This window comes from Nostoc sp., assembly GCF_036917455.1.
GTDB lineage: Bacteria > Cyanobacteriota > Cyanobacteriia > Cyanobacteriales > Nostocaceae > Nostoc.
The window spans coordinates 1-21,064 of sequence record NZ_JBALDK010000107.1 but is presented as its reverse complement, the minus strand read 5'-3'; the positions used below and the strand labels follow the sequence as shown (position 1 = coordinate 21,064).

The following is a 21,064-nucleotide window of genomic DNA, read 5'->3' as shown; positions in this document are numbered from 1 at the left end:
TTAACGGTGATGAAATTCGACCTCTTTCTCCAGAATCTTAATATCATAGCTACCGAAGAAATCGTGGCCCAGTAAGCCGATACTGGCTTTTGGTGCGATCGCTACTTGAAGATTATTAGCTGTAACTCCACCTACTGCAACAGATTTTATCTTACTGGTTGGAAATTCTACCTCGCTACCGTCGGCAATTTGAGCTTGCATTGTACCTGTAGCCTGGAGTTCAAGTGTATTCGCCATACTTTGAGTGATAATGGTTCCACTAGCACCTGTGTCTACAATCATTTCAAAGGTTTTTTTGTTATTGAAGGTAACGTCAATCACAGGAGTTCCACCAAAGCGGCGTTTGATTAAGACTCGAAAAACTCTGTCGTCTGAAGGTGCGGCTATATTCCCACAAAGCCTTTCTAATCCAACGGTTTTACCGGAGGAAGTTACCATGTAACATGCTCCTGGATCGTCAGCTATTGCCTGATGAGAGAATGCTAAAAATATTAGTGTCGGGATTAGTGTGTAGGCGTAGCCTGTCGTAGACATCGCAGCTAGGTTAACCGTCTTAATCCAACGCCTACAAGCATTCTTCATATTATATTTATCTCCATTTTGGCTGATATTTTTTAATATATAAATTTATTATAATAGCTATAACAATTAGTACTGTAAACACATATTTTTCATAATAAACGCAATTTTTAGGAAATTATCTTTCACAAGCTTCAAATATATTGCATTATTTTATTTATCATTTTTAATTAATATATTATATCTAGTATATATACATAACTTTTTTACTCTAAAGCTAGTTATTGAAGTTTTCTATTTATGTGTCTCCATCGGATAAAATAGCATTTTACTTAATACATCTTACCTATAATTACTGATTGAAAAATTAAAGATTAGATAAAGACATGATAAAACTACTTAGAGGATGTTTTAAAAGTCCTCTGGTCGATAGCAAAACGTTTTAGATCCCCCTAAATCCACGCCACTTGCTTCACTTGGGGAGACCCCAAGACCGCAGTGGCTCCCCGATAAATTGGGGGACTTTGATTCTTCCCCCTTTTTTAAGGGGGGTTAGGGGGGATCAACAAGTGCCTAAAATTACAGCCAACCACTTTTAAAACATCCTCTTAGAGCAGATTCAATCTGGCATTCTAAGAAGTTAGATCGGATACATTTTTGAGCTTATTCAAAGGTTGCGGCTGCATGTACAGCAGTTGCGATCGCATTTTTAACGGCAATATCTCTCTGTTCTAAGATGATATTTTCACTCACAGTCCGCCCAGCGACTACACCGCAAATAGCAGCAGCAGCAAAATTATACACACCTGCCATCTTAAAAAGCGTGCCGCATTCCATCTCATAATTCAAGATATTCAAGCGCCGATATTCTTCTGTAATACCATGTAGCGATCGCATTAAATTTGGATTCGCTGAATCTGTGCGTTCTTGTCCTTCGTAAAAAGTATCAACTGATGCCGTAATTCCGATGTAATGTTCAACCTTTAATTCTCGCGCAGCTTTAACTAAAGCAACTGTCAAAAACGGATCGGCTGCGGCTGGATACTCCACAGGTGCAATATCATTTGCTGCACCTTGGCGACACAATGCTGCACTGCTAATAACAACGCTACCGACTGGTATATAAGGTTGAATCGATCCGCAAGTTCCAATGCGAATAATTTGCCGGATTCCTACTTGGATTAACTCATTCACCACAATACTTAATGAAGGCGCACCCATACCACTAGTAGCTGATAAGATGCTGCGACCATTTGGTAAGTATCCCATGTAGCTGTTGAGTCCACGATTTTCTGACAATAAGTGGATATCTTGGAAATAAATTTGGGCAATTAGATGCGATCGCTCTGGATCGCCAGATAATAAAGCAATGCTGGGAGGCGATGAACCTAAATCATCTTGTCCAAAGCCAATGTGATAAAAGCGTTTATTTGGCATTAAATTTGAGATTTTTGATTATTTTATTTACTAACCGTTTTTACCTCTTCATCTAAGAGGTTGTTTGAAAAGTCTTTGGCTGTGATTTTAGGCACTTATTGATCCCCCCTAACCCCCCTTAAAAAGGGGGGAACCGGAATCAAAGTCCCCCTTTTTAAGGGGGATTTAGGGGGATCTAAAACTTTTGATACCGATAAGAGGACTTTTCAAACATTCTCTAAGATGCTATTAGAATTGCTTACACAAATATGAATTCTTAAGACTGGCAATATTCAAAGCTGTGATGTTGAATAGCCCGTTATAGACATCGCTTCTTTAACTGCCAAGGTATTATGTAGTCGAATACCGTGCAGTATACAGCTTGAGGTTTTGCATGAAAGTAGCAGTCTTCAGTACCAAAGCCTACGATCGGAAGTTTTTGTCAGCTGCAAATTCTCCCCCACAACACGAATTAGTATTTTTTGAACCCCGTTTAAATCGGGATACTGCTATCCTCGCCGCCGAATTTCCGGCGGTTTGCGTATTTGTACACGATCAGGTTGATGCCCCAACTTTAGAGCTTCTCGCCTCACGGGGAACTCGGTTGGTTGTCCTTCGCTGTGCAGGGTTTAACAATGTAGATTTACAAGCCGCAGCAGATTTAGGAATTACCGTTGTGCGTGTTCCCGCCTATTCACCCTACGGAGTAGCAGAACATGCTGTAGGATTGATTTTAAGTCTGAATCGCAAAATTCATCGGGCTTATAACCGTGTCAGAGAAGGCAATTTTTCCCTAGATGGACTGTTGGGATTTAATTTGCATGAGCGCACAGTGGGGATTGTTGGCACCGGCAAAATCGGTCTGATTTTAGGACAGATTATGAAGGGGTTTGGCTGTAAATTACTCGCTTATGACGTTTATCGCAATCCCGAATTGGAGGCGCTAGGTGGAAAGTATGTAGAACTACCTGAGCTATTTGCCAACTGCGATATTATCTCTCTACATTGTCCCCTGATTCCGGAAACGCATCACTTAATTAACGCTGAGGCTATAGAACAGATTAAGCCAGGCGTGATGTTAATTAATACTAGCCGAGGTGCGCTGATTGATACCCAAGCAGTGATTGAGGGATTGAAGTCTGGTAAAATTGGCTATCTCGGTGTGGATGTCTACGAGCAAGAATCGGAATTGTTCTTTGAGGATTTGTCTGGCGAAATTATTCAAGATGATATTTTCCAACGTCTGACAACGTTCCCCAATGTACTCATTACTGGACATCAAGCTTTTTTTACAGCAGAAGCACTCCACAATATCGCAGAAACAACTTTTGCTAATATTGCTGATATTGAAAATGGTCATCCTTGTGTCAATGAAATTCGCGCTCAACAGCCAGCTTAGTTAAGGTTTGGCGATCGCTCATCTGTATTTTCATTCTGAACGATAGGCAAGGCGAAGACTTTGGACTAAAATCACCAGCGATGCGATCGCCATCAACCCGCCCCAAAACCAGTAAGGTAAAAGCAAATATCGCTGCATTTGCGCTGTATCAGAAAGTCCAAGGGGGCCGGCAGAACTACTAAATAGATAATCGAGTTGATGGAACGTACTTACACAAGCTTGTACGCCCAGGAATTGAATGGCAAATCCTTGCGCCCAGCGAGGTGCTTTCAGGGCGATACCCAAGATTATTAAACCCAACAAGGGAATTGCTACCAATCCAAACCAGGAACGTACCCAAATTAATGTGGAAAATAGCAAAAAACTCCCTAATATTTTTAAACAGAGGGTTGCTGCTGTAAAACTGCGGGAAGCTAGAATCAAAGCCGCACCAGCAAGAGGCGGCCCCATTGGGCCTGCTGCTGCCACCATTGCCGGCCCAATTGGCCCCAATAACGACCGGATGCCATAAGTTGCAACACCAGAACCATTGCTAAAAATCTGTAATTTCTGAAACTGCCCTCCTAATAGGAGTGCCATTAAGCCGTGACCCATTTCATGAAACCAGGTTGCCAGAATTGTAAATGGGTATAAGATATAATCACCTCCTGGTACTTGCCACAGTAAAGCTGTTGCGATCGCTGCTGCAATTAGCCAGGTTAGCCCCATGCGTTCGACAACTGGCGGGGCTTCTTTGGTAAGCAAAGGTTCAAAATTTTTGCTTGGTTCCCTCATAAGTCACTCTATTTTGGGTTTTAGATTTTAGATTTTAGATTTTAGATTTTCTGGAAAATTCAAAATCTAAAATGGACAGTGTATTTTCTCTATCCTAGTGTACTTAAACTGATAAGCATTTAAATTACATATAGTCAATAGCTAAAATAGTTGCTGTGCTTGCATTTATTTTTTAATCAAAACCAACATCAGTAAGCAAGATGAGAAATTACTAGGCGATAAACATATCCAAGATAAGCTCTTGAATAAAATCGTGAACCTGTTGTTCCAGTAATTGTGTAAAATATTCTCTTGACCAGATTTTAAAATGCCCGAAAACTTTCAGTTCCCCTGAAGACGATTGGGTTATATCTCTTGCCAAAGTACTAAGCACATCTGAAATATCGCTTCATTTTCTTTTGTTTCCCTGGTTTTGGGGTAAAACGGAGGTTGGGAGTGATAAACATTAACGCGGCCAAAACTTGCAAAAGTATGCACGGATAGCTAAAACGTGCCTGGACGCAGAGGGTTAAATGCGCCGTCGCACCCCTGTGAAGCGTCAAGAAATAGCTGATTAAATCAAATTTTAAGCGATTTAATCATATATTTTGTAGCAGATACTTGTGGAAAAGCAAATGCTAGGTGTAAATGTTGTTATGAAAGTTGGCGATCGCGTCCGCGTTAAAGATTCGGTAGTAGTGTATCATCATCCTGAACACCGGAATCAGGCTTTTGACATCAAAGGCACAGAAGGCGATGTAGTAAATATTGCCACCCAATGGCGAGACAGACCTGTAAGCGCTAATTTGCCGATTGTAGTCCAGTTTAGTAAAAAGTTTAAAGCCCATTTACGTGAAAATGAGTTAGAGGTCATCTAGATCGCTTATCGCCGGCGAAACCACTGAAAAATATTCAGTTCGCCGCGCATTCTTTTAAGCTCTTGGCGATGCTGTTCTGCTGTTGTGTAATACCATTCACAATAACGTTGAAACTCTGACCGTGACCGAACTTCATGGTAGAAGTGGTGAGTTGTTTGGTAAGCTGCAAAAGCTTCCTCAACTTGGGGTTGAGGGGATGGCATAATATAAGGTAAATTTTTAGACATAAAGTTAATTGAGTTAGAAGTTAGAACTTGGGAGTTGGGAGTTAGAGGATGTTTTAAAAGTGAAGAGTAATGTATCAAATACTTTTAGAGCCTTCTAAGTCCCGCTTAAAAAGGGTGACTTTGATTCCGATTACCCCCTTGTTAAGTTATCTATTATAAACTTTCAAACATCTTATTCAGACGCTCGCGGACTCGCTCTAAGCGTTCGCGAAGAGTTGCTATGCCGTAGGCTTTATGCTATCTGCCAGTCGTACTGAATTCTGTTTCGATAAATAATAAATATTGTTTGATTGCGATGTTAGAGGATGTTTGAAAAGTCCTCTTGTCGGGCTCAAAAATTTTAGATCCTCCTAAATCCCCCGATCAATTGGGGGACTTTGATTCTGGTTCGCCCCTTTTGAAGGGCGGTTAGGGGGGATCTAAAAGTGCCTAAAGTCACAGCGAAACACTTGTTTATTCAACCTCTTAGAGCATTTTGTCAAGGCTAAAAACTAACGAAAATTTTAGCCTTGACAAAATATCCTTTCTTGACAATTCGTTATTATGGGTATCTTCTGCTACCAGCACCAACGACACCAATTTTGTGGCGATAAGAAAGTTCGGCACCAAACCAGCCGGAAGCGCTCGTCAGTGTGCCAACAATTAGTGATATTAATAGTCCCCAAGGGACTATTCGGGATTCAGCGTCGCCCAAACGCAGGAGAAAGTTGACAAGTGATAAAACTAAGATAGAAACGTTAAGTATTAAATGCGTCCAACCTGCGGTGCGCTTGCGGACTCGTTCAATTTTCACAAAATCGCTCAGGCCGATGGCAGATGCGAGTAGACCTCCAGCTAATCCGAGTCCGATTAACCATAATGAAGCCCTAGCCCAAAAGAAATCACCAGTTAACCAGTAACCGATGTCACTTCCCAAAGCGGCGGCTAAAAAGGCGATGGGGAAGATTACACTCAGGGGATGTAGTGGATGTCCTGCGATCGCAACCGTGCTAGGTACGCCTGTATCCAGATACTCACTGTCGTTACTTTCAATAACTGGTGGAATATTTGGAAAAGGTGTTGAACTTGTTTGCGTTGTTTCTGTACTTTCCATTATTTCATATCCTCAATTAATTAGTTTTTAAACAGAAGGAATTTGTTGAATATAAGCTTCAGCTTGTAGCGTTAGTTTGCCTACTTCTGCTTTTAGTTGCCTAACTTGCAGATTTATTCCCTCTAAATCAAAGTTACTCAAATTCAAAATTTCGCTAGTTTCATCTACCAAAGCTTTTGTCAACTCAGGCGATATTTCTTCACTTTCGCCATACTCAACATTTTCTAGAGAAACTGTTTTTCCATTCGGGCTTATCTGAGGCACTGCGGAAAAAGCTACTTGGTGATTTTCACCTGTTTCTACTAATTTTATGCTAGCACTTAGTGCTATTTTACCATCACCAGGTAGTCGAAAGTCTACATTTTGTGGCTCAATAGCCGTCAGTTGCCCGTTAACGTGGATTTTTTGACTTTGCAATTGCGATCGCACATATTCTGAGTTGAAGGCGCGATTAATATCAGCTTCGGTTAATATAACCTGGGCATTAGCTTCAGTAGGTTGAGTAAGTTCAATTTTGCCAAAAGCCACACTCAGAGGATTTATAGCAACATCAGTCATTTGCATTTTTAATTCCTCCATACGAAGGTCTTTTTGCATCACTAAACCTTCGCCTTCAACGCTGACTGAATCCACCTGTCCCTGAACTAGTTTAAGCGGGTCTGTTTTGATATCGACATCTAAATTTTCAACTTCATCTAACTGGCTAGATAATCCTATTTCTGCGGCTTTATTTAGCGCCTGCTCTCCTAATCCAGAATTGTCTGGCATTATTAAACTAACTCCTATAAATAGCTAAATAGCATAACCTTGAATTAATCTAATAAATTAATATTATAGTTTTATCTGTCTGGCGATGGAATATAAATTTAAATATTATCTGTCTAAAAGTAGAATTACATAATTTCTAGTAATTTTAAAGTAATTTTTTGGTTAGCGCATTTTTAAATTTAATTGGTATAAATTTCCTTCATAATAGTTTTGTTAAAGACAATGTAAACCCAGGTACAATATTTTTACTGCTTAATATTGCCGTAGCTGGATATTGAGTAATTGAACCATCCCGACGATAAACGAAAGCTTGCTTATTTTTATTATCAATTAACCATCCTAATTGAACACCATTACTAATGTATTCTTCCATCTTTGTTTTGAGTTTTGCCAAACTGTCATTTTTAAAACGAATTTCAATTACAAGATCCGGTGCTAAGTTAATAAATTTATCTTCTTGTTGATCCCAACCTTCTGGTAAACGTCCTTTAGCGACAAAAGCAGCATCAGGCGATCTAACAGCCGTATTTGCTAATCTAAAACCTGTACTAGAACTAAAAACTTCACCTAAATCCTGACTTTCTACCCAATTTAACAAATAGGCTCCTGCTTTGATTTCTCGATTACCAGAAATTCCACCAGTAGAGGGCATAGTTTCTAAGGTTCCATTCGCATTGCGTTCAAATCGCAGTTCTAAGTTTTGCGAACTCATCAGCATTAGTTCTTCATCAGTGACAGTATACAAAGACTGGACGGTTATTTTTTCGCTGGTCATGATAACGTCATAGCAAGCTTGATAGATATTTCAATTTTAGACTGAGATTCCCCCCCTTTCTCTTCTCCTGCATTACGTTCTCTGTGTCTAAAGCGGTTTGTTATAAAAAGATTCATAGGAGCTAGACAAATAGCTTTTTTCCAGGGACGATATAGTGATATGTCTCACAAACAAAATTTGGCTTTTATGTTCTCTCTCTAGATAAAAAATCTTTCTCTCGGTAGATAGGTGTACTGACATTATTCTGGCTGCTATGTTACCAATATGACAATAGTAAGACGAAACGCCCTAAATACAACCGTAAATCCTTCAGTAAACCCTCCAGAAACATTGACAGAAAAGCTTATCGAAGCAGAGCGGATGCACGATGTTCTGCTTTTACTGCAAAACTTGATTAACAGCGAAGAAGCGACTGTAAAACTAATTCTGGATTGTCTGTATGATGTTGGTTCAGTCAATTTGATCAACCAAAAGCTTCGCCTGAAGCCTATAAATAGGGTGATGAAATTAATCGCCCGGATGTCTAAACCAGTTTTTAAAACTTTGGCTTTAAATTGGTTTAAGAAAAACTGTCCCCAACTGATTACTAATTGGCTGCATACGCAAGTAGCTTTTGAAAGTATTCAAAATGTGCCTCAAGAAGTTGCTGTTGAAGTTGCAGAACTTCAACCATATCCTATACCACCGACAGAAAATCCTTATCAAGAGATTAAAAATCTGCGTTCTCAGGTTAGATTGCTAGCTGGGATTTCAATAATAGCGATCGCTGTTTTAGCAGTGACAGCAATTAAGTTAAACTGAAACCCATAAGTAGCACCGTTATCAAATTTAATAGATCCAGCAAGCTATTTTATTTTCGGCGTAAGATGCATTTGGGTTCTAAAAACTTAACATCCTAGAATATAAATAATTTTTGCTCCATGAGGCATTTTTGAAAACAGTTGTTTGATTAACTCCAAGCAGCTTAACCCATGTATTGCCAGTATATTTAAATAGCTGGTTCAGCATATATGCTAATTTGTACTATGACTTTGCCCAAACCAACCTTGGAGGATATTGAAATACATCTCCTTTTGGAAGGGGTGTATCAATACTACGGTTATGACTTCCGCGATTATGCTCTTTCCTCACTCAAGCGCCGCATTCACAGCTTCATGCAATTAGAGGGATTAGCTAATATTTCTGCCTTGCAAGAGCGTTTACTGCACAACCGTGCTTATTTGGAACGATTTTTGCTTGCTCTGACGGTGAATGTGACATCAATGTTTCGCGATCCTAGTTTTTATAACACCTTCAGAAATCAAGTTGTTCCCTTCTTGCAAACCTATCCGTTTATTCGCATCTGGCACGCTGGATGTTCCACGGGAGAAGAAGTCTACTCATTAGCAATTCTACTACAAGAAGAAGGGCTTTATCACCGTTGCCGAATATATGCAACTGATACTAATGAGAAGGTATTACAAAGTGCTAGAACTGGGATTTTCTCTATAAAACTGATGCAGGAATATACTCAACTTTACCTGAAGGCAGGCGGCAAAAAGTCATTTTCAGAATATTATACAGCCGCTTATGACAATGCTATTTTTCGAGCATCATTACGAGAAAACGTTGTGTTTGCCCAGCATAATTTAGCAACTGACAGTTCTTTTAATGAGTTTAATGTCATTCTTTGCCGTAATGTCCTGATATATTTCAATCAGGTACTTCAAAAGCGAGTCCACGAACTGTTTTATAATAGCCTCTGTACCTTTGGTATTTTGGGTTTAGGAAAACAAGAATCCATCAGGTTCACCTCTTATGAACAGCACTATGAAGAGATAGTCAAAGGTGAGAAACTATATAAAAAAATAGCTGGGGCTTAAAATTCTGGCTGTTTTATTAGATGAAGTAAAACAAATCTTTTATTTTAAAATAAAGTTATAATTTTGTCAAAAGACAGTCTGTAAAACATTTTTAATTGTGTTCAAAAGATACACTTAAGGGTTGCTTAAGGTAAATTACACATTGAAGTCTTAAAGGAGATTGTCGATGCAACTTCTCGAATGTCCTCCTGTTGCAATCATTGCTGGAGAAAATGCGGTACACGTTTCTCAACTACCTTCGACATGGCAAGAGATTGCTAGAGGAACCACGAGTGTCGGACTTTCCCATCCCCAAAGCTATGTTGAGATGGCGCAGTTGTTCCTATACAAATTACAGCATGGTGACGTTGACTTATTTAGCGATCGCCCCCAACTAGCTCACTTGATACCTTCATTCTCTCAGCTATTTGCACAACTAGCATGGGAAACCCTAGAGTTTTTCGGGCAAGACTTTCTCAAAGACAGCTATCCAAACTTTGCAGAAATTCTCCGTGATGTGGAGTCAAAGGGGGCAGAATATGCTGATGAAGTAAAAGTGGCTCACATTGGTATAGATTTATTCAACGAGTTTGGTTATGAACTACCTGCCAGCTTCTATCATGTACATCTAGCACCAATTTACCGCGATTATGTTTTTGAAGAACGTGCTTTAAGATTTGATCCCCGCGATATCGAACACAAGCGTTCTTGGGATGCCATCCTCCATGCAGGTAAGGTATTTGCGATTCAGATGAAAGTGCAAAGTATTGCTTCTCAATACGGTTTTACTTATCAACACGGCTGTGGTTGCAACTCTCATCTATCTTCCATTGATGTCTCTCGTGGGGCCTTTGAATATGAATTGAGTCCCGAAAAGCGTCAGCGATGGATTCGCAGTTTTATTTGGACTGCTTGGTATGAGTATGCCTTCTTTGCGATCGTGCCAAATACGAGTTATTTAGTGTAAACAGAAATAAGTTGAGAGAGTACATTCCTCCCTCAACTTATTTTAGGGACTTCCAAATAAAAAATATCCCAAAACCGACGCAAAAATCCTCTCTATTTTTCCTCTCTCTGTGTTCTCTGCGCGGCAGTCGCTCATGGGGGAAACCCCCAAGACCGCGCTGCCTTGTCTCTGTGGTTCGATTACATTTATTTCTTGGATAATCCCTTACTGCCAGACGTAGATGAGGATAAACAAAATAATCCAGATAACATCGACGAAGTGCCAAAACAACGAAGTGGCATTCACACCAAAGTGGCCTGTGTCGTAGTTACCAGGAATGAAAGAACGTACCAAAATAATCGACTGCAACAGAATACCTGTGAAAACGTGCAAACCGTGGAAACCTGTTAGCAGGTAAAATGTCCCACCAAATACTCCTGTGGTGAAGCCAAAATCGAGGCCGTTCCATTCAATCGCCTGTCCAACCAAAAAGTAAGTACCCATCGCCATTGTTGTCAAGAGAAACAGGCGAAATTTCACTAAATCATGGCGTTGCAGGGCGCGTTCTGCTAAGTAAATCACAAAGCTACTGGCGACAAGAATTATCGTGTTGATTGTCGGTTCTTTTACTTCTAGCCCCGAAACACCAGCTGGTAGCCAGTTAGGAGTTGTTGTTTTGTAAATGGCATATCCAGCGAAAAAACTCAAGAAAATAACGCTTTCAGAGAGGAGGAAGACGATGAAGCCAAACATCTTGTTGCCTTCTTCGTCGTGGGTATGTTCTGCGTCAGTGTGGTGCAATTCATGGGGATTTATATAAGTGTCCATTTTGCTTTTAGTTTGAGGGGAATTTGAAACGCAAAGGAACGCCAAGGGAAGCGCGGAGGTACGCGGAGGGTTTTTGCGTCTTCCCGATGTTTGGCGTTATTCTGATAGGTTGGCTGTTAAGGGTTCAGATTTGCCGTAGCCGTAAGGTTCGGAGATGATGATGGGAATTTCTTCAAAATTTTCTACTGGAGGTGGTGAAGAAACCATCCACTCCAATCCAATTGCCCGCCAAGGATTATTGGGTGCTTTCTCGCCTTGCATCCAAGAAATTACCATGTTGAAGATGAAAGGTAAGGTGGACATTCCTAAGAGAAATCCGCCCAGGCTAGCGATGACATTCCAGAATTGATACTCTGGGGCGTAGGAAGCAACTCGGCGTAACATGCCTTGCAATCCCAAGGGGTGCATAGGTAAAAAGTTGAGGTTAGTACCGATGAATGCTAACCAGAAGTGGATTTTACCCCAGCTTTCTGAGTACATCCGACCAGTCATTTTGGGGAACCAATGATAGATGGCTGCATACAAGCCCATCGTCACAGTGCCGTAAAGGACGTAGTGAAAGTGTCCTACCACAAAATAGGTATTGTTAACGTGGACATCGACCGGCACGGAAGACAGCATGATGCCTGTGATGCCGGCGAAGACAAACATGATTAATCCACCCAAGGCAAAAAGCATGGGGGTATTTAGCCGCAGTTTACCGCCCCAAATAGTTGCTACCCAAGCAAATACTTTAATTCCTGTGGGGACAGATACAAACATTGTTGTCAGCATGAAAATCAACCGCAGCCAGCCTGGTGTACCACTGACGTACATGTGGTGTACCCAAACGATACCGCTAACTACTGCAATCAAAATCGATGAAACGGCAACTACTTTGTAACCAAATAAGGGTTTACGTGAATAAACTGGGAAGATTTCTGAGAAAATCCCGAAGATGGGCAAAATAATCACGTAAACGGCGGGGTGGGAGTAAAACCAGAAGTAATGTTCAAACATAACTGGATTACCACCCTTTGCTGGGTCGAAAAATGCAGTACCAACCGTGAGGTCGAGTAGCAGCATCACTGCGCCAGCTGTCAATGCAGGTAGTCCAAATAGTTGGATAATTTGGGCGCTAAATACTGCCCAGACAAACAACGGCATTTTGAAGAAACCCATGCCTGGGGCCCGCATCTTGACGATGGTGGTGACAAAGTTCACTGCCCCCATAATTGAGGATACGCCGGATATTGCCACCGCTAAGAGCCAGAGAACTTGACCATTAATCAAGTTACCTGTGGGATTCTGGAGACTGACTGGTGGGTAAGACCACCAACCGGCTTGGGCTGGGCCACCAGGGACAAAGAAGCTACCCATCATGATAATTCCGACTACTGGCACCATCCAAAAGGCAACAGCATTTAGGCGGGGAAATGCCATATCTCGCGCCCCAATCATCAAGGGTACTAAATAGTTGGCAAAACCAACGAGTGAGGGAAATGTCCACAAAAACAGCATTATAGTGCCGTGCATAGTGAACATCCCGTTATAGACGGTGCGATCGACTAAATCTGATTCGGGTGTCATCAGTTCTCCCCGCATCACCATCGCAAAGATACCGCCAACGAGAAAGAAGAAGAAGGAGGTAACGAGATACTGGATACCGATTACTTTGTGGTCGGTACTAAAGCTGAAGTATTCTTTCCAGCTAGTTATAGATTCGTGGTTATGCTTCTCATCAGGAAGAAGCATACCTTCAATAGGAACATTAGTCATGATTACTTTCCTTTCAACCAGGTGAATTGACTAGAGGAGGTGCAGCAGGTGGAACTGTAACCCAACCAGTTTGAACTGATTGATTGGATGTTTGGGCATACTCAGCAGCCGCCTGATTTTTTGCTGGAGATGGCTTTTGGGTTGCAATTTGGGCCAACCACTGCTGATAATCTTCAGGAGATTCGACGATTACATTCGCTTGCATCGTCGCAAAGTATGTGCCGCTATATTGGGAATCGGTCAAGCTGTATTTGCCAGGGCGGATGGGAGTAAATTCAAAGTCGATCGCATGATTGGGAATAATATCCTGCTTGAGGCGAAATGCAGGTATATAGAAGCCGTGGAGAACGTCTTGCGATTTTAGCGCTAAACGTATCCGGCGATCGCTAGGTAAATGCAATTCGGTACTCGTAACATCTCTTTCTGGGTAATGAAACACCCACGCCCACTGTTTAGCTAGTACGTCAATTTTCTCGACGGGTTCTGCTAAGGCTGGGGCATTTTTGGGTTCTGCATAAGCTGATTGCATTCCCAATGGATTATGCAGATGAACTAATTCTGATGGCCCTTGAATTCCCATTTGTTCGTAAACTTGATAGCTGTAACCAGCAATCCACAACACTAAGAGTATTGGAATTGCTGTCCAAACAACTTCCAAGGTGATATTACCTTCAATTGCAGGGCCGTCAGTGAAGTCATCTTTGACGGCCCGATGGAAGATCACAGAATACATTAGAGTACTTGTGACTCCCAAGAAAATGAAGGCACCGAGGGTTACTAAGAAGCTAATCAAATCATCAATTAGTAGGGATTCGGCTGCCGCTTGGGGGGGAAGCCAAGAGTAAGCTTGTTGGCCGATCCAGAGACTGGTAATAGTCACTGCGATCGCGCCTGTAAGCAGCGTCAAAATATTTAAAATCTTCTGGATTTTCATCATTGGTCATTGGTCATTAATCAAAGGAAAATTGACTTATTTGAGTATTGTGTTGAGGTTTTGGCCCGATCGCAGCAAATTATCTGCTGTATTGTGTACGCCAAATTCGGCGGCTAGTTGCGCTCCTAGTGTGCCGTGGATGTACAGAATGAACATGATTCCTATGCCTGCGAACAGATAGAACCACTGCACTTCTCTATCTGTCTGTTTATATTCTTGTCTGCCCCAAACGAAGCGCTGCCAACCTCTCCAGATGGTCATACCAACAATCAACGCTAATAAGAACACACCACCCACACCATGCCAAATCATGGTTTGCATCGCCTGTAATCCCCAGGCACTCTTCATATCGGCTGGTGGTGTTGCCAACAGCATTTCATAAAAGCCTGCTGCTACCGTGAAAAATGTGATGATGCTGGCAGCTAACATGTTGTACCAGCCAACATCAAATAAGTTCTGACGTTCCACGGTAATTGCCAAAAATTTGAAGATCCATTTTTGGAAGGGGAACAGAACACCAACAATATCAAAGGTCATCCCAATAATGAACAAACCTATTGTCAGATGGACTAAGTTGGGATGAATGGGAATGGTGTAGGGTAATCCGTTTGCGCCTAGAGAGCCTGTCAATTGGTCAATTAATTCTGAGTTCATCGCAACAGACCATCCTTTACTGCTTCCACAACTGGCACGGTATGCAATCCATACACCCAAACAAGCTCATCTCCGAGATATACCTGCAAGCCAACTATTAGGGTTAAAAATAGTCCGGCTCCCAAATAATAGATTGGTACTTTTTGCGGGTTCCGGGTACGAATTACATAACGCCAAGCTGTAAGCGCCGTGATGATTCCCGAAAGCGACCAACCAATAAGTGTATGCAAATTCAGCACCGATTTAGCTAGGCTATAGGGTTGTGCTAAACCTGCTTCAAACTGACCAAAAACGATCGCAACGAAGATGGCGAGCGTGGCAACTAACATATTCCACCAACTCACCTCAAACAGACTGGATTTACCAGTAAAATACCCAACTACATCACAGAAAAACGAAAACAAGACCATCGCAATTACGAAGTGGACAACAATGGGATGAACCGTATCTGGATAGGGCAAATTATGGTCGTTCAATGATGTAAAATACTCAAGCATTATATTCTCCTGGACATATCTACCGCACTATGGTCAAACTTCCATGATTGATGGATACTAATTAATCTCACCATAAGTATCCATCCATAATTGACCGGAATATGTTCAATAAGTGCGCGGTGCAATACGCTTAATCATCTCTTAGCTTTTTGCAGCTAAATCTCGTGAGCTTACCTACAGGGAATCATTGTGATTGTGATTAATTTCCTCATGCCAATAGTCTGTAGCAGCAATTATTGGTGGAGCTAACAAATTGCTGTTGTTTATTGATTTGCTTAACCTATCTTTTAGCTTAAGTAAATTTTTGTGAATTGTCAAAACAATAATAATTAAAGTTTTAAAAGTTAGCTATTTAGCTGGAAAGTATTTCTATAATGTAGCGATTCTGGCATTTAATTAGGATTAAAAAGCTCCTAAATTCAATATCTTTCTGTCAATTATTTAACAATGATAAAATCTTTAATTGTAATGCTTATGACAAAAATATATAATTTTGGATAGTTTGTATAAATGCAAATCAAGGTATAGCCTTGGCGAAGGTCATTCATGGCTATACAGGAATGGCACTAAGTTAAGCTGAAGAGTATGCAGCGTAAAGATTGCAGAGGGGCAGGGGAGCAAAGGTGCAGAGGGGAATTTTTAAATATCCGAACGCAATACCTAAAACTTCTTCTTTCTCCCCTGCTCCCCTGCCCCCCTGCTCCTCTGCTCCCCTGCCCCCCTGCTCCTCTGCACCCCTGCTGCCTCAACGATTTTCCCTTTACAAGCGTGCCATTCGGCTATACAGACAAAACCCACCAACCTCGGTTTCAAATTCCTTGAGTTTGCGTGCAAAATAAACTGCGAACTCTAAGCGCCAGGTATATTTGCAAAGGTGAGATGCTTCCTGTGAGGACTAAACAAGTGTCGTTTAAAATTGTGGTGATTGGTACTTCTTTAGGCGGATTATCAGCATTAAAAATTATTCTGGGGAAGTTACCAGCAGATTTTTTAGTGCCGATCGCGATCGTGCAACACCGTCACAAGGAATCTAACAACACACTCCAGGAATTATTGCAAGAATTCACTTCATTACCGATTCGAGAAGTGGAAGACAAAGAAGAAATGCTACCAGGACATATTTATCTAGCTCCACCAGATTATCACTTACTGGTTGAACCAGGTCACTTTGCTCTTTCGACTGATGAGCCAGTTTGCTATGCCAGACCATCTATTGATGTGCTGTTTGAGTCAGCAGCCGATGTCTACACCCAGCAAGTTATTGGTGTAATATTGACAGGGGCAAATCAAGATGGTATGCAAGGTCTTAAGAAAATAAAAGTGCGGGGAGGACTAACTATCGTACAAGAACCTACTACAGCTGAGAGCGATATTATGCCAGAAGCAGCAATTTCTGCTATTACAGTAGACTGGATTTTGACACTCGAAAATATTGCTTCCCAAGTGGTCAAGCTTTGTCACTCATTACGGAAATAAGCCCATGCAGATGGAACCCAAAGTAAACATCCTCCTTGTGGATGATAAACTAGAAAATTTGCTAGCACTAGAAGCAATCCTAGAAAAACTGGGAGAGAATCTGGTGAGAGCTACTTCTGGGGAAGAAGCTTTGAGGTGTCTGCTGCATCAAGACTTTGCAGTAATTTTGCTAGATGTGCAAATGCCAGGGATGGATGGCTTTGAAACTGCTACCTTAATTCGGAATCGGGGGCGATCGCGTCACACTCCTATTATTTTTCTCACCGCCTTTAGCACTAGCGACCAAATGCTGTTTAAAGGCTATGCCTTGGGTGCAGTTGATTATTTACTTAAACCATTAGATCCCAATATTTTGACTTCCAAAGTCACAGTATTCGTAGAACTATTTAAGAAAACAGAAGCCGTCAAGCAACAAACTGCACAACTAGTAGCTGTGAATGCGGAACTCAGGCAAAGTGAAGAACGATTGCGATCGCTGAGTACCTGTTCACCCGTCGGCATTTTTGAAATTGATACTGAAGGAGGATGTAGATATACAAATCCTCGCTACCAAGCAATTTGTGGCTTGAAAGCAGCAGAGAGTTTAGAAAAAAGCTGGCTAGAATCTGTTGATCCAGAAGATAAAGAACGAGCAGTTGCGAGTTGGTCTACCTACATTTATTATGGTCGTGACTACTCTGAAGAGTTTCGCTTTCAAACTGCTCAAGGCATCGTCCGTTGGGTTCAGGTTCGCTCATCACCGATGCTTTCCGGTCAAGGGGAATTGCTGGGATATGTCGGCACTCTCGAAGATATTACTGAACGCAAGCAAGCAGAAGAAGTCCGCGCTCAAGTAATTCGAGAACAAACCGCACGACAAGAAGCAGAAGCTGCAAATCGAATGAAAGATGAGTTTCTTGCCGTTCTCTCCCACGAACTCCGCACGCCCCTAACCTCGATGTTGGGCTGGTCAAAAATTCTCCGCTCTAAGAAACTTGACGACAAAGCCACTTCCCGCGCCCTAGAAGCCATTGAACGCAATGCTATATCTCAGATGCAACTAATTGAGGATATCTTAGATGTATCCCGGATTATCCGCGGACAGTTGCGGTTAAATGTATCTGCGGTGAATCTCATCTCGGTTATGGAGGCAGCCTTAGAAGCAGTGCGTCCCCTAGCAGATCCAAAAGAAATTTTATTAAATACTATGTTAGATGCTTCGGTAGGGTCAGTTTATGGCGATCCAGCGCGGTTACAGCAAATAGTATGGAATCTACTAACTAATGCCATTAAGTTTACCCCCAAGGGCGGCAGGGTAGAAGTAAATCTGTCAGTAGTCTGGGGTGAAGAACAAACAACTCAAAAATACGCCCAAATTAAAGTTATCGATACAGGTATTGGCATAAGTTCCGAGTTTTTACCGAAAGTATTTGAGCGTTTCCGGCAAGCAGACAGCACCACAACGCGATCGCACAATGGATTAGGACTAGGGTTAGCGATCGTCCGTCATTTAGTGGAACTGCATAAAGGGACAATATTTGCCCAAAGTCCAGGCACTGGACAAGGAGCAACCTTCACTGTGAAACTGCCACTGCTACAAGACAATCGGGGTAATAGGGGAAATAGAGAAGCCACAGGAGAAATTTCTTCTGTGGCATCGACACCCCTTGCTGGATTAAAGGTTTTAGTTGTAGATGATGAAGCAGATACCCGTAACTTTCTCAGTTTTATGTTTGAGGAGTATGGGGCATTTGCCATTGCAGTTGCATCAGTTGATGAAGCGCTAGCAGTACTTGAACAAGCAAAAGCAGATATCCTGATTAGCGACATCGGCATGTCAGAGCAAGATGGTTATACGCTGATTCGCAAACTCCGCTCTTTAGAACCAGAAAAAGGTGGATGTATTCCAGCGATCGCTTTAACAGCATACACACGAGAGGAAGACCGCTTAGAAGCTCTTTCAGCAGGGTTTCAGCAGCATTTATCTAAGCCAATAGACCCCACTAAATTAATTGCGATGGTTGCCAGTCTATTAAAGCTACCTGTGGAAGTTCCAGTGAGTTGATTTTGAACTGGGGAATGGGGAATGACGGGGAATAACTAATAAGCTGTTGTGTTTTTAATTTGCACATTGAGACAGCAGGGGAGCAGAGGGGCAGAGGGGCAGAGGAGAGGAGAGGGTTTACAGGTTTTACCTAAAAGATTATGAGGCAACTTGTAGGCGCGACAGCTTACCCAATCCCCATTACCCTTTATCCCCAGAGGGGGCCCCACCTTCCCTAATCCCCAATCAAGAAGTTACAGCATGTTTTTTCAATTCATCTAGAGAAACCACTTCCAAAGCTCTAGCATGGGTTGCAGAGAGGATGACGTGTGGAGCAACACCAGCATCAAGAGCTTCTTGCCAGCGAGAAGCACACAAACACCAGCGATCGCCAGGCTTCAATCCAGGAAAATTAAAATCAGGAACAGGTGTGCTTAAGTCGTTCCCCTGCGATTTGGTGAACTCTAGAAATTCTAAGGTCACTTCGGCACATACGACGTGCGACCCGAAATCCTGACCGCCTGTGCGACAAAAACCGTCGCGGTAAAACCCAGTCATGGGAGAAGTGCAGCAGGCTTCTAGGTTTCCATCAATTACATTTTTAGCTTCTATCATAGTTACAGCAATTTTCATGTAAATAGACTACAGTGGTTGAACCAACCGAAGGCATCATCTTCGGTAATGTAACAGGGTTAGCGCGTCTCAAACCCTATTGACAAGCGGACTTACCTGATCAGCAATCAAGTTAGAAACAAAGTGGCACTATCTAGGCTAGGGTAAGATTTAATCCATCTAGCCCCAAGGTTCGAGTAATGCCAGCAGGATTTGAGAACTAGAATTGCAAAACCAAAGCATCTTTTACACCCTTCATAGATAGCTTTGAGATTACCAATAAATTTCAGGAATACTTCACAGAAATAAAAGACCCCAGAGTAGAAAGAACGAGATATCATTTACTCACCGATATCATCACCATAGCAATTTTAGCAGTAATAGCAGGAGCGGAAGGTTGGGAAGATATTGAGGAGTATGGACTCAATAAACAGGAGTGGTTGAAAACGTTTTTGTCACTACGATTCGGAATACCCAGCCCTGATACTTTTAGGAGAGTGTTTGAGAGAATTAACCCAAAAGAATTTGAGCAATGTTTTCGGCATTGGGTACAATCATTAGTTGAGAAGTTGGGAGTAGAAGTAGTAGCCATAGATGGCAAAACTCATAGAGGTTCATATGACCGAGAATCCCAGCTAAAAGCTTTTACACACAGTTAGTGCGTGGTCAAGCGAACATCGTTTGGTCTTGGGACAAACAAAGGTCAGTGACAAATCCTTTGGACTTCACCGCGATTCCAGCACTATTAGAAATGCTCGATATAAACCTCATCCATCTTGAGAACTGGAGTTTTGCCAGAAAAAATATTACTCTGAAGAAGTGGGTGTAGTAGAGAACAAAACGAGGATGCTTAAAGTAGAGTGCGATCGTTGGAATCAAAGTAGCTCAATATTGAGACAAGAGGCGTTAAAAGCAAATCATGCTCGTACCCGCGAACGTTTGATGGCACTGTATGAGATATGTAATGGAAAAAGCGCAACACAGGTAGGTCGGGAAACAGGACGCAACCCCCAAACAATCATGGAGTGGGTACATAGTTACAATATTTCAGGTATAGAAGTACTGCGGTATCAACATACAGGTGGTCATCCCCCCCAGGGCAAACGCATCTAAATATAGTACATTGATACTAAAAAAGGATAAAGACAGCGATCGCAGATGACATGTGGGTAAGCAATCAAGCTTTGATGGTAAAGTCATTATAAAAGTAGCAATATTGCCCAGTTTGCGTGAAACTCAAGCCCAAAATCACCATTGCTGACTACTTTGCACAAATGTCAGACCGACGAATAGATCGCACTCTTCGACACAAATTAATTGATATTTTGACTATTGCCATTTGTGCGGTGATATGTGGAGCGGAAAGTTGGGTGGCGATTGAACTATGGCTGTACGAAGTATGAGTGGTTGAAAACGTTTTTGGAGCTACCAAATGGGATACCATCTCACGATACTTTTGCAAGAATATTTGCACAGTTAAATCCGCAGGAATTTCAGTCATGTTTCTCAAACTGGATGAAATCAATACAGAAAATAACTTCGGGTGAGGTAGTTGCAATTGACGGAAAAACTTTATAGCGGTTATCAGTCTTCTGAAGTACAGTAGCAGCAGTGAGTAAACCAACCGAGTAAATTCTCTATCGTCACTTCTGCGAATGCTGCATCTA

At 41.7% G+C, this 21,064-nt stretch carries 21 protein-coding genes and 2 pseudogenes; 10 read left to right on the top strand and 13 right to left on the bottom strand.

All coding sequences use genetic code 11. The features are described from left to right. Positions 1–582: a retropepsin-like aspartic protease family protein gene (locus V7K42_RS12015; RefSeq protein WP_334916402.1), complete on the bottom strand. Its 582-nt coding sequence runs from the start codon at positions 580–582 to the stop codon at positions 1–3. A gap of 600 nt (positions 583–1,182) precedes the next feature. Further along, positions 1,183–1,956: a nucleoside phosphorylase gene (locus V7K42_RS12010; RefSeq protein WP_334916401.1), complete on the bottom strand. Its 774-nt coding sequence runs from the start codon at positions 1,954–1,956 to the stop codon at positions 1,183–1,185. Between the two features lie 373 nt (positions 1,957–2,329). Between V7K42_RS12010 and V7K42_RS12005 the strand changes: the two genes are divergently transcribed. Beyond that, positions 2,330–3,334, top strand: a complete 1,005-nt coding sequence (locus tag V7K42_RS12005; protein WP_334916399.1) for a 2-hydroxyacid dehydrogenase — start codon at positions 2,330–2,332, stop codon at positions 3,332–3,334. Positions 3,335–3,364: 30 nt separating this feature from the next. On the opposite strand, the gene V7K42_RS12000 is transcribed toward V7K42_RS12005, so the two are convergent. Then, positions 3,365–4,108 carry a M50 family metallopeptidase gene (locus V7K42_RS12000; RefSeq protein WP_334916397.1) on the bottom strand — a complete coding sequence of 248 codons (744 nt, stop codon included), beginning with the start codon at positions 4,106–4,108 and terminating at the stop codon, positions 3,365–3,367. Positions 4,109–4,743: 635 nt separating this feature from the next. On the opposite strand from V7K42_RS12000, the gene V7K42_RS11995 reads away from it, so the two are divergent. Further along, positions 4,744–4,965, top strand: a complete 222-nt coding sequence (locus V7K42_RS11995) for a ferredoxin-thioredoxin reductase variable chain (RefSeq protein ID WP_181154510.1) — start codon at positions 4,744–4,746, stop codon at positions 4,963–4,965. Between the two features lie 5 nt (positions 4,966–4,970). On the opposite strand, the gene V7K42_RS11990 is transcribed toward V7K42_RS11995, so the two are convergent. The 4 genes from V7K42_RS11990 to V7K42_RS11975 all read right to left on the bottom strand — a co-directional run bounded on the left by V7K42_RS11990 (position 4,971) and on the right by V7K42_RS11975 (position 7,828). Then, entirely contained in the window at positions 4,971–5,192 is a 222-nt protein-coding gene (locus tag V7K42_RS11990; protein ID WP_334916395.1) for a hypothetical protein, read from the bottom strand. Positions 5,193–5,733: 541 nt separating this feature from the next. After that, on the bottom strand, positions 5,734–6,285 hold the full coding sequence (locus tag V7K42_RS11985; protein WP_334916393.1) for a DUF2231 domain-containing protein: 552 nt from the start codon (positions 6,283–6,285) through the stop codon (positions 5,734–5,736). A 27-nt stretch (positions 6,286–6,312) separates the two neighbouring features. After that, positions 6,313–7,053: an LmeA family phospholipid-binding protein gene (locus V7K42_RS11980; protein WP_334916391.1), complete on the bottom strand. Its 741-nt coding sequence runs from the start codon at positions 7,051–7,053 to the stop codon at positions 6,313–6,315. A 199-nt stretch (positions 7,054–7,252) separates the two neighbouring features. Further along, the gene (locus tag V7K42_RS11975) at positions 7,253–7,828 is read right to left on the bottom strand and encodes a Uma2 family endonuclease (RefSeq protein WP_334916389.1); all 576 of its coding nucleotides are present in this window, start codon (positions 7,826–7,828) and stop codon (positions 7,253–7,255) included. 264 nt (positions 7,829–8,092) lie between these two features. Here V7K42_RS11975 and V7K42_RS11970 point away from each other — a divergent pair, with 264 nt between their 5' ends. From V7K42_RS11970 to V7K42_RS11960, 3 genes are all read left to right on the top strand, one after another. Beyond that, positions 8,093–8,629 carry a hypothetical protein gene (locus V7K42_RS11970; RefSeq protein WP_334916387.1) on the top strand — a complete coding sequence of 179 codons (537 nt, stop codon included), beginning with the start codon at positions 8,093–8,095 and terminating at the stop codon, positions 8,627–8,629. A 224-nt stretch (positions 8,630–8,853) separates the two neighbouring features. Then, positions 8,854–9,690 carry a CheR family methyltransferase gene (locus tag V7K42_RS11965; protein ID WP_334916386.1) on the top strand — a complete coding sequence of 279 codons (837 nt, stop codon included), beginning with the start codon at positions 8,854–8,856 and terminating at the stop codon, positions 9,688–9,690. 166 nt (positions 9,691–9,856) lie between these two features. Next, a complete protein-coding gene (locus V7K42_RS11960; protein ID WP_334916384.1) occupies positions 9,857–10,636 on the top strand; it encodes a hypothetical protein in 780 nt (259 codons plus the stop codon). Between the two features lie 204 nt (positions 10,637–10,840). Here V7K42_RS11960 and V7K42_RS11955 read toward each other — a convergent pair whose 3' ends face one another. The 5 genes from V7K42_RS11955 to V7K42_RS11935 form a co-directional block, all read right to left on the bottom strand. Continuing rightward, positions 10,841–11,443, bottom strand: a complete 603-nt coding sequence (locus V7K42_RS11955; protein ID WP_334916382.1) for a cytochrome c oxidase subunit 3 — start codon at positions 11,441–11,443, stop codon at positions 10,841–10,843. 96 nt (positions 11,444–11,539) lie between these two features. After that, positions 11,540–13,201: a cytochrome c oxidase subunit I gene (gene ctaD, locus V7K42_RS11950; RefSeq protein ID WP_334916380.1), complete on the bottom strand. Its 1,662-nt coding sequence runs from the start codon at positions 13,199–13,201 to the stop codon at positions 11,540–11,542. 13 nt (positions 13,202–13,214) lie between these two features. Then, the gene (locus tag V7K42_RS11945) at positions 13,215–14,135 is read right to left on the bottom strand and encodes a cytochrome c oxidase subunit II (protein ID WP_334916424.1); all 921 of its coding nucleotides are present in this window, start codon (positions 14,133–14,135) and stop codon (positions 13,215–13,217) included. A 36-nt stretch (positions 14,136–14,171) separates the two neighbouring features. Next, positions 14,172–14,789 (bottom strand): DUF2231 domain-containing protein, encoded by a 618-nt coding sequence (locus V7K42_RS11940; protein ID WP_334916422.1) that lies wholly within the window; start codon positions 14,787–14,789, stop codon positions 14,172–14,174. Beyond that, positions 14,786–15,286 (bottom strand): DUF2231 domain-containing protein, encoded by a 501-nt coding sequence (locus tag V7K42_RS11935; RefSeq protein ID WP_334916378.1) that lies wholly within the window; start codon positions 15,284–15,286, stop codon positions 14,786–14,788. The genes V7K42_RS11940 and V7K42_RS11935 overlap by 4 nt, the downstream gene beginning before the upstream one ends. Positions 15,287–16,189: 903 nt before the next feature. On the opposite strand from V7K42_RS11935, the gene V7K42_RS11930 reads away from it, so the two are divergent. Next, positions 16,190–16,762 carry a chemotaxis protein CheB gene (locus tag V7K42_RS11930; protein ID WP_334916420.1) on the top strand — a complete coding sequence of 191 codons (573 nt, stop codon included), beginning with the start codon at positions 16,190–16,192 and terminating at the stop codon, positions 16,760–16,762. Between the two features lie 4 nt (positions 16,763–16,766). Further along, positions 16,767–18,806 carry a hybrid sensor histidine kinase/response regulator gene (locus V7K42_RS11925; protein WP_334916376.1) on the top strand — a complete coding sequence of 680 codons (2,040 nt, stop codon included), beginning with the start codon at positions 16,767–16,769 and terminating at the stop codon, positions 18,804–18,806. A 225-nt stretch (positions 18,807–19,031) separates the two neighbouring features. Here V7K42_RS11925 and V7K42_RS11920 read toward each other — a convergent pair whose 3' ends face one another. Beyond that, a complete protein-coding gene (locus V7K42_RS11920) occupies positions 19,032–19,400 on the bottom strand; it encodes a DUF2237 family protein (RefSeq protein ID WP_334916374.1) in 369 nt (122 codons plus the stop codon). A gap of 254 nt (positions 19,401–19,654) precedes the next feature. On the opposite strand from V7K42_RS11920, the pseudogene V7K42_RS11915 reads away from it, so the two are divergent. From V7K42_RS11915 to V7K42_RS11905, 3 genes and pseudogenes are all read left to right on the top strand, one after another. Continuing rightward, positions 19,655–20,154: pseudogene (locus V7K42_RS11915) on the top strand (ISAs1 family transposase); the annotation flags it as partial. Between the two features lie 89 nt (positions 20,155–20,243). Continuing rightward, on the top strand, positions 20,244–20,510 hold the full coding sequence (locus tag V7K42_RS11910; RefSeq protein ID WP_334916372.1) for a helix-turn-helix domain-containing protein: 267 nt from the start codon (positions 20,244–20,246) through the stop codon (positions 20,508–20,510). Positions 20,511–20,626: 116 nt separating this feature from the next. Next, a pseudogene (locus V7K42_RS11905) lies at positions 20,627–20,972 on the top strand (ISAs1 family transposase); the annotation flags it as partial. Between the last annotated feature and the right edge of the window lie 92 nt (positions 20,973–21,064).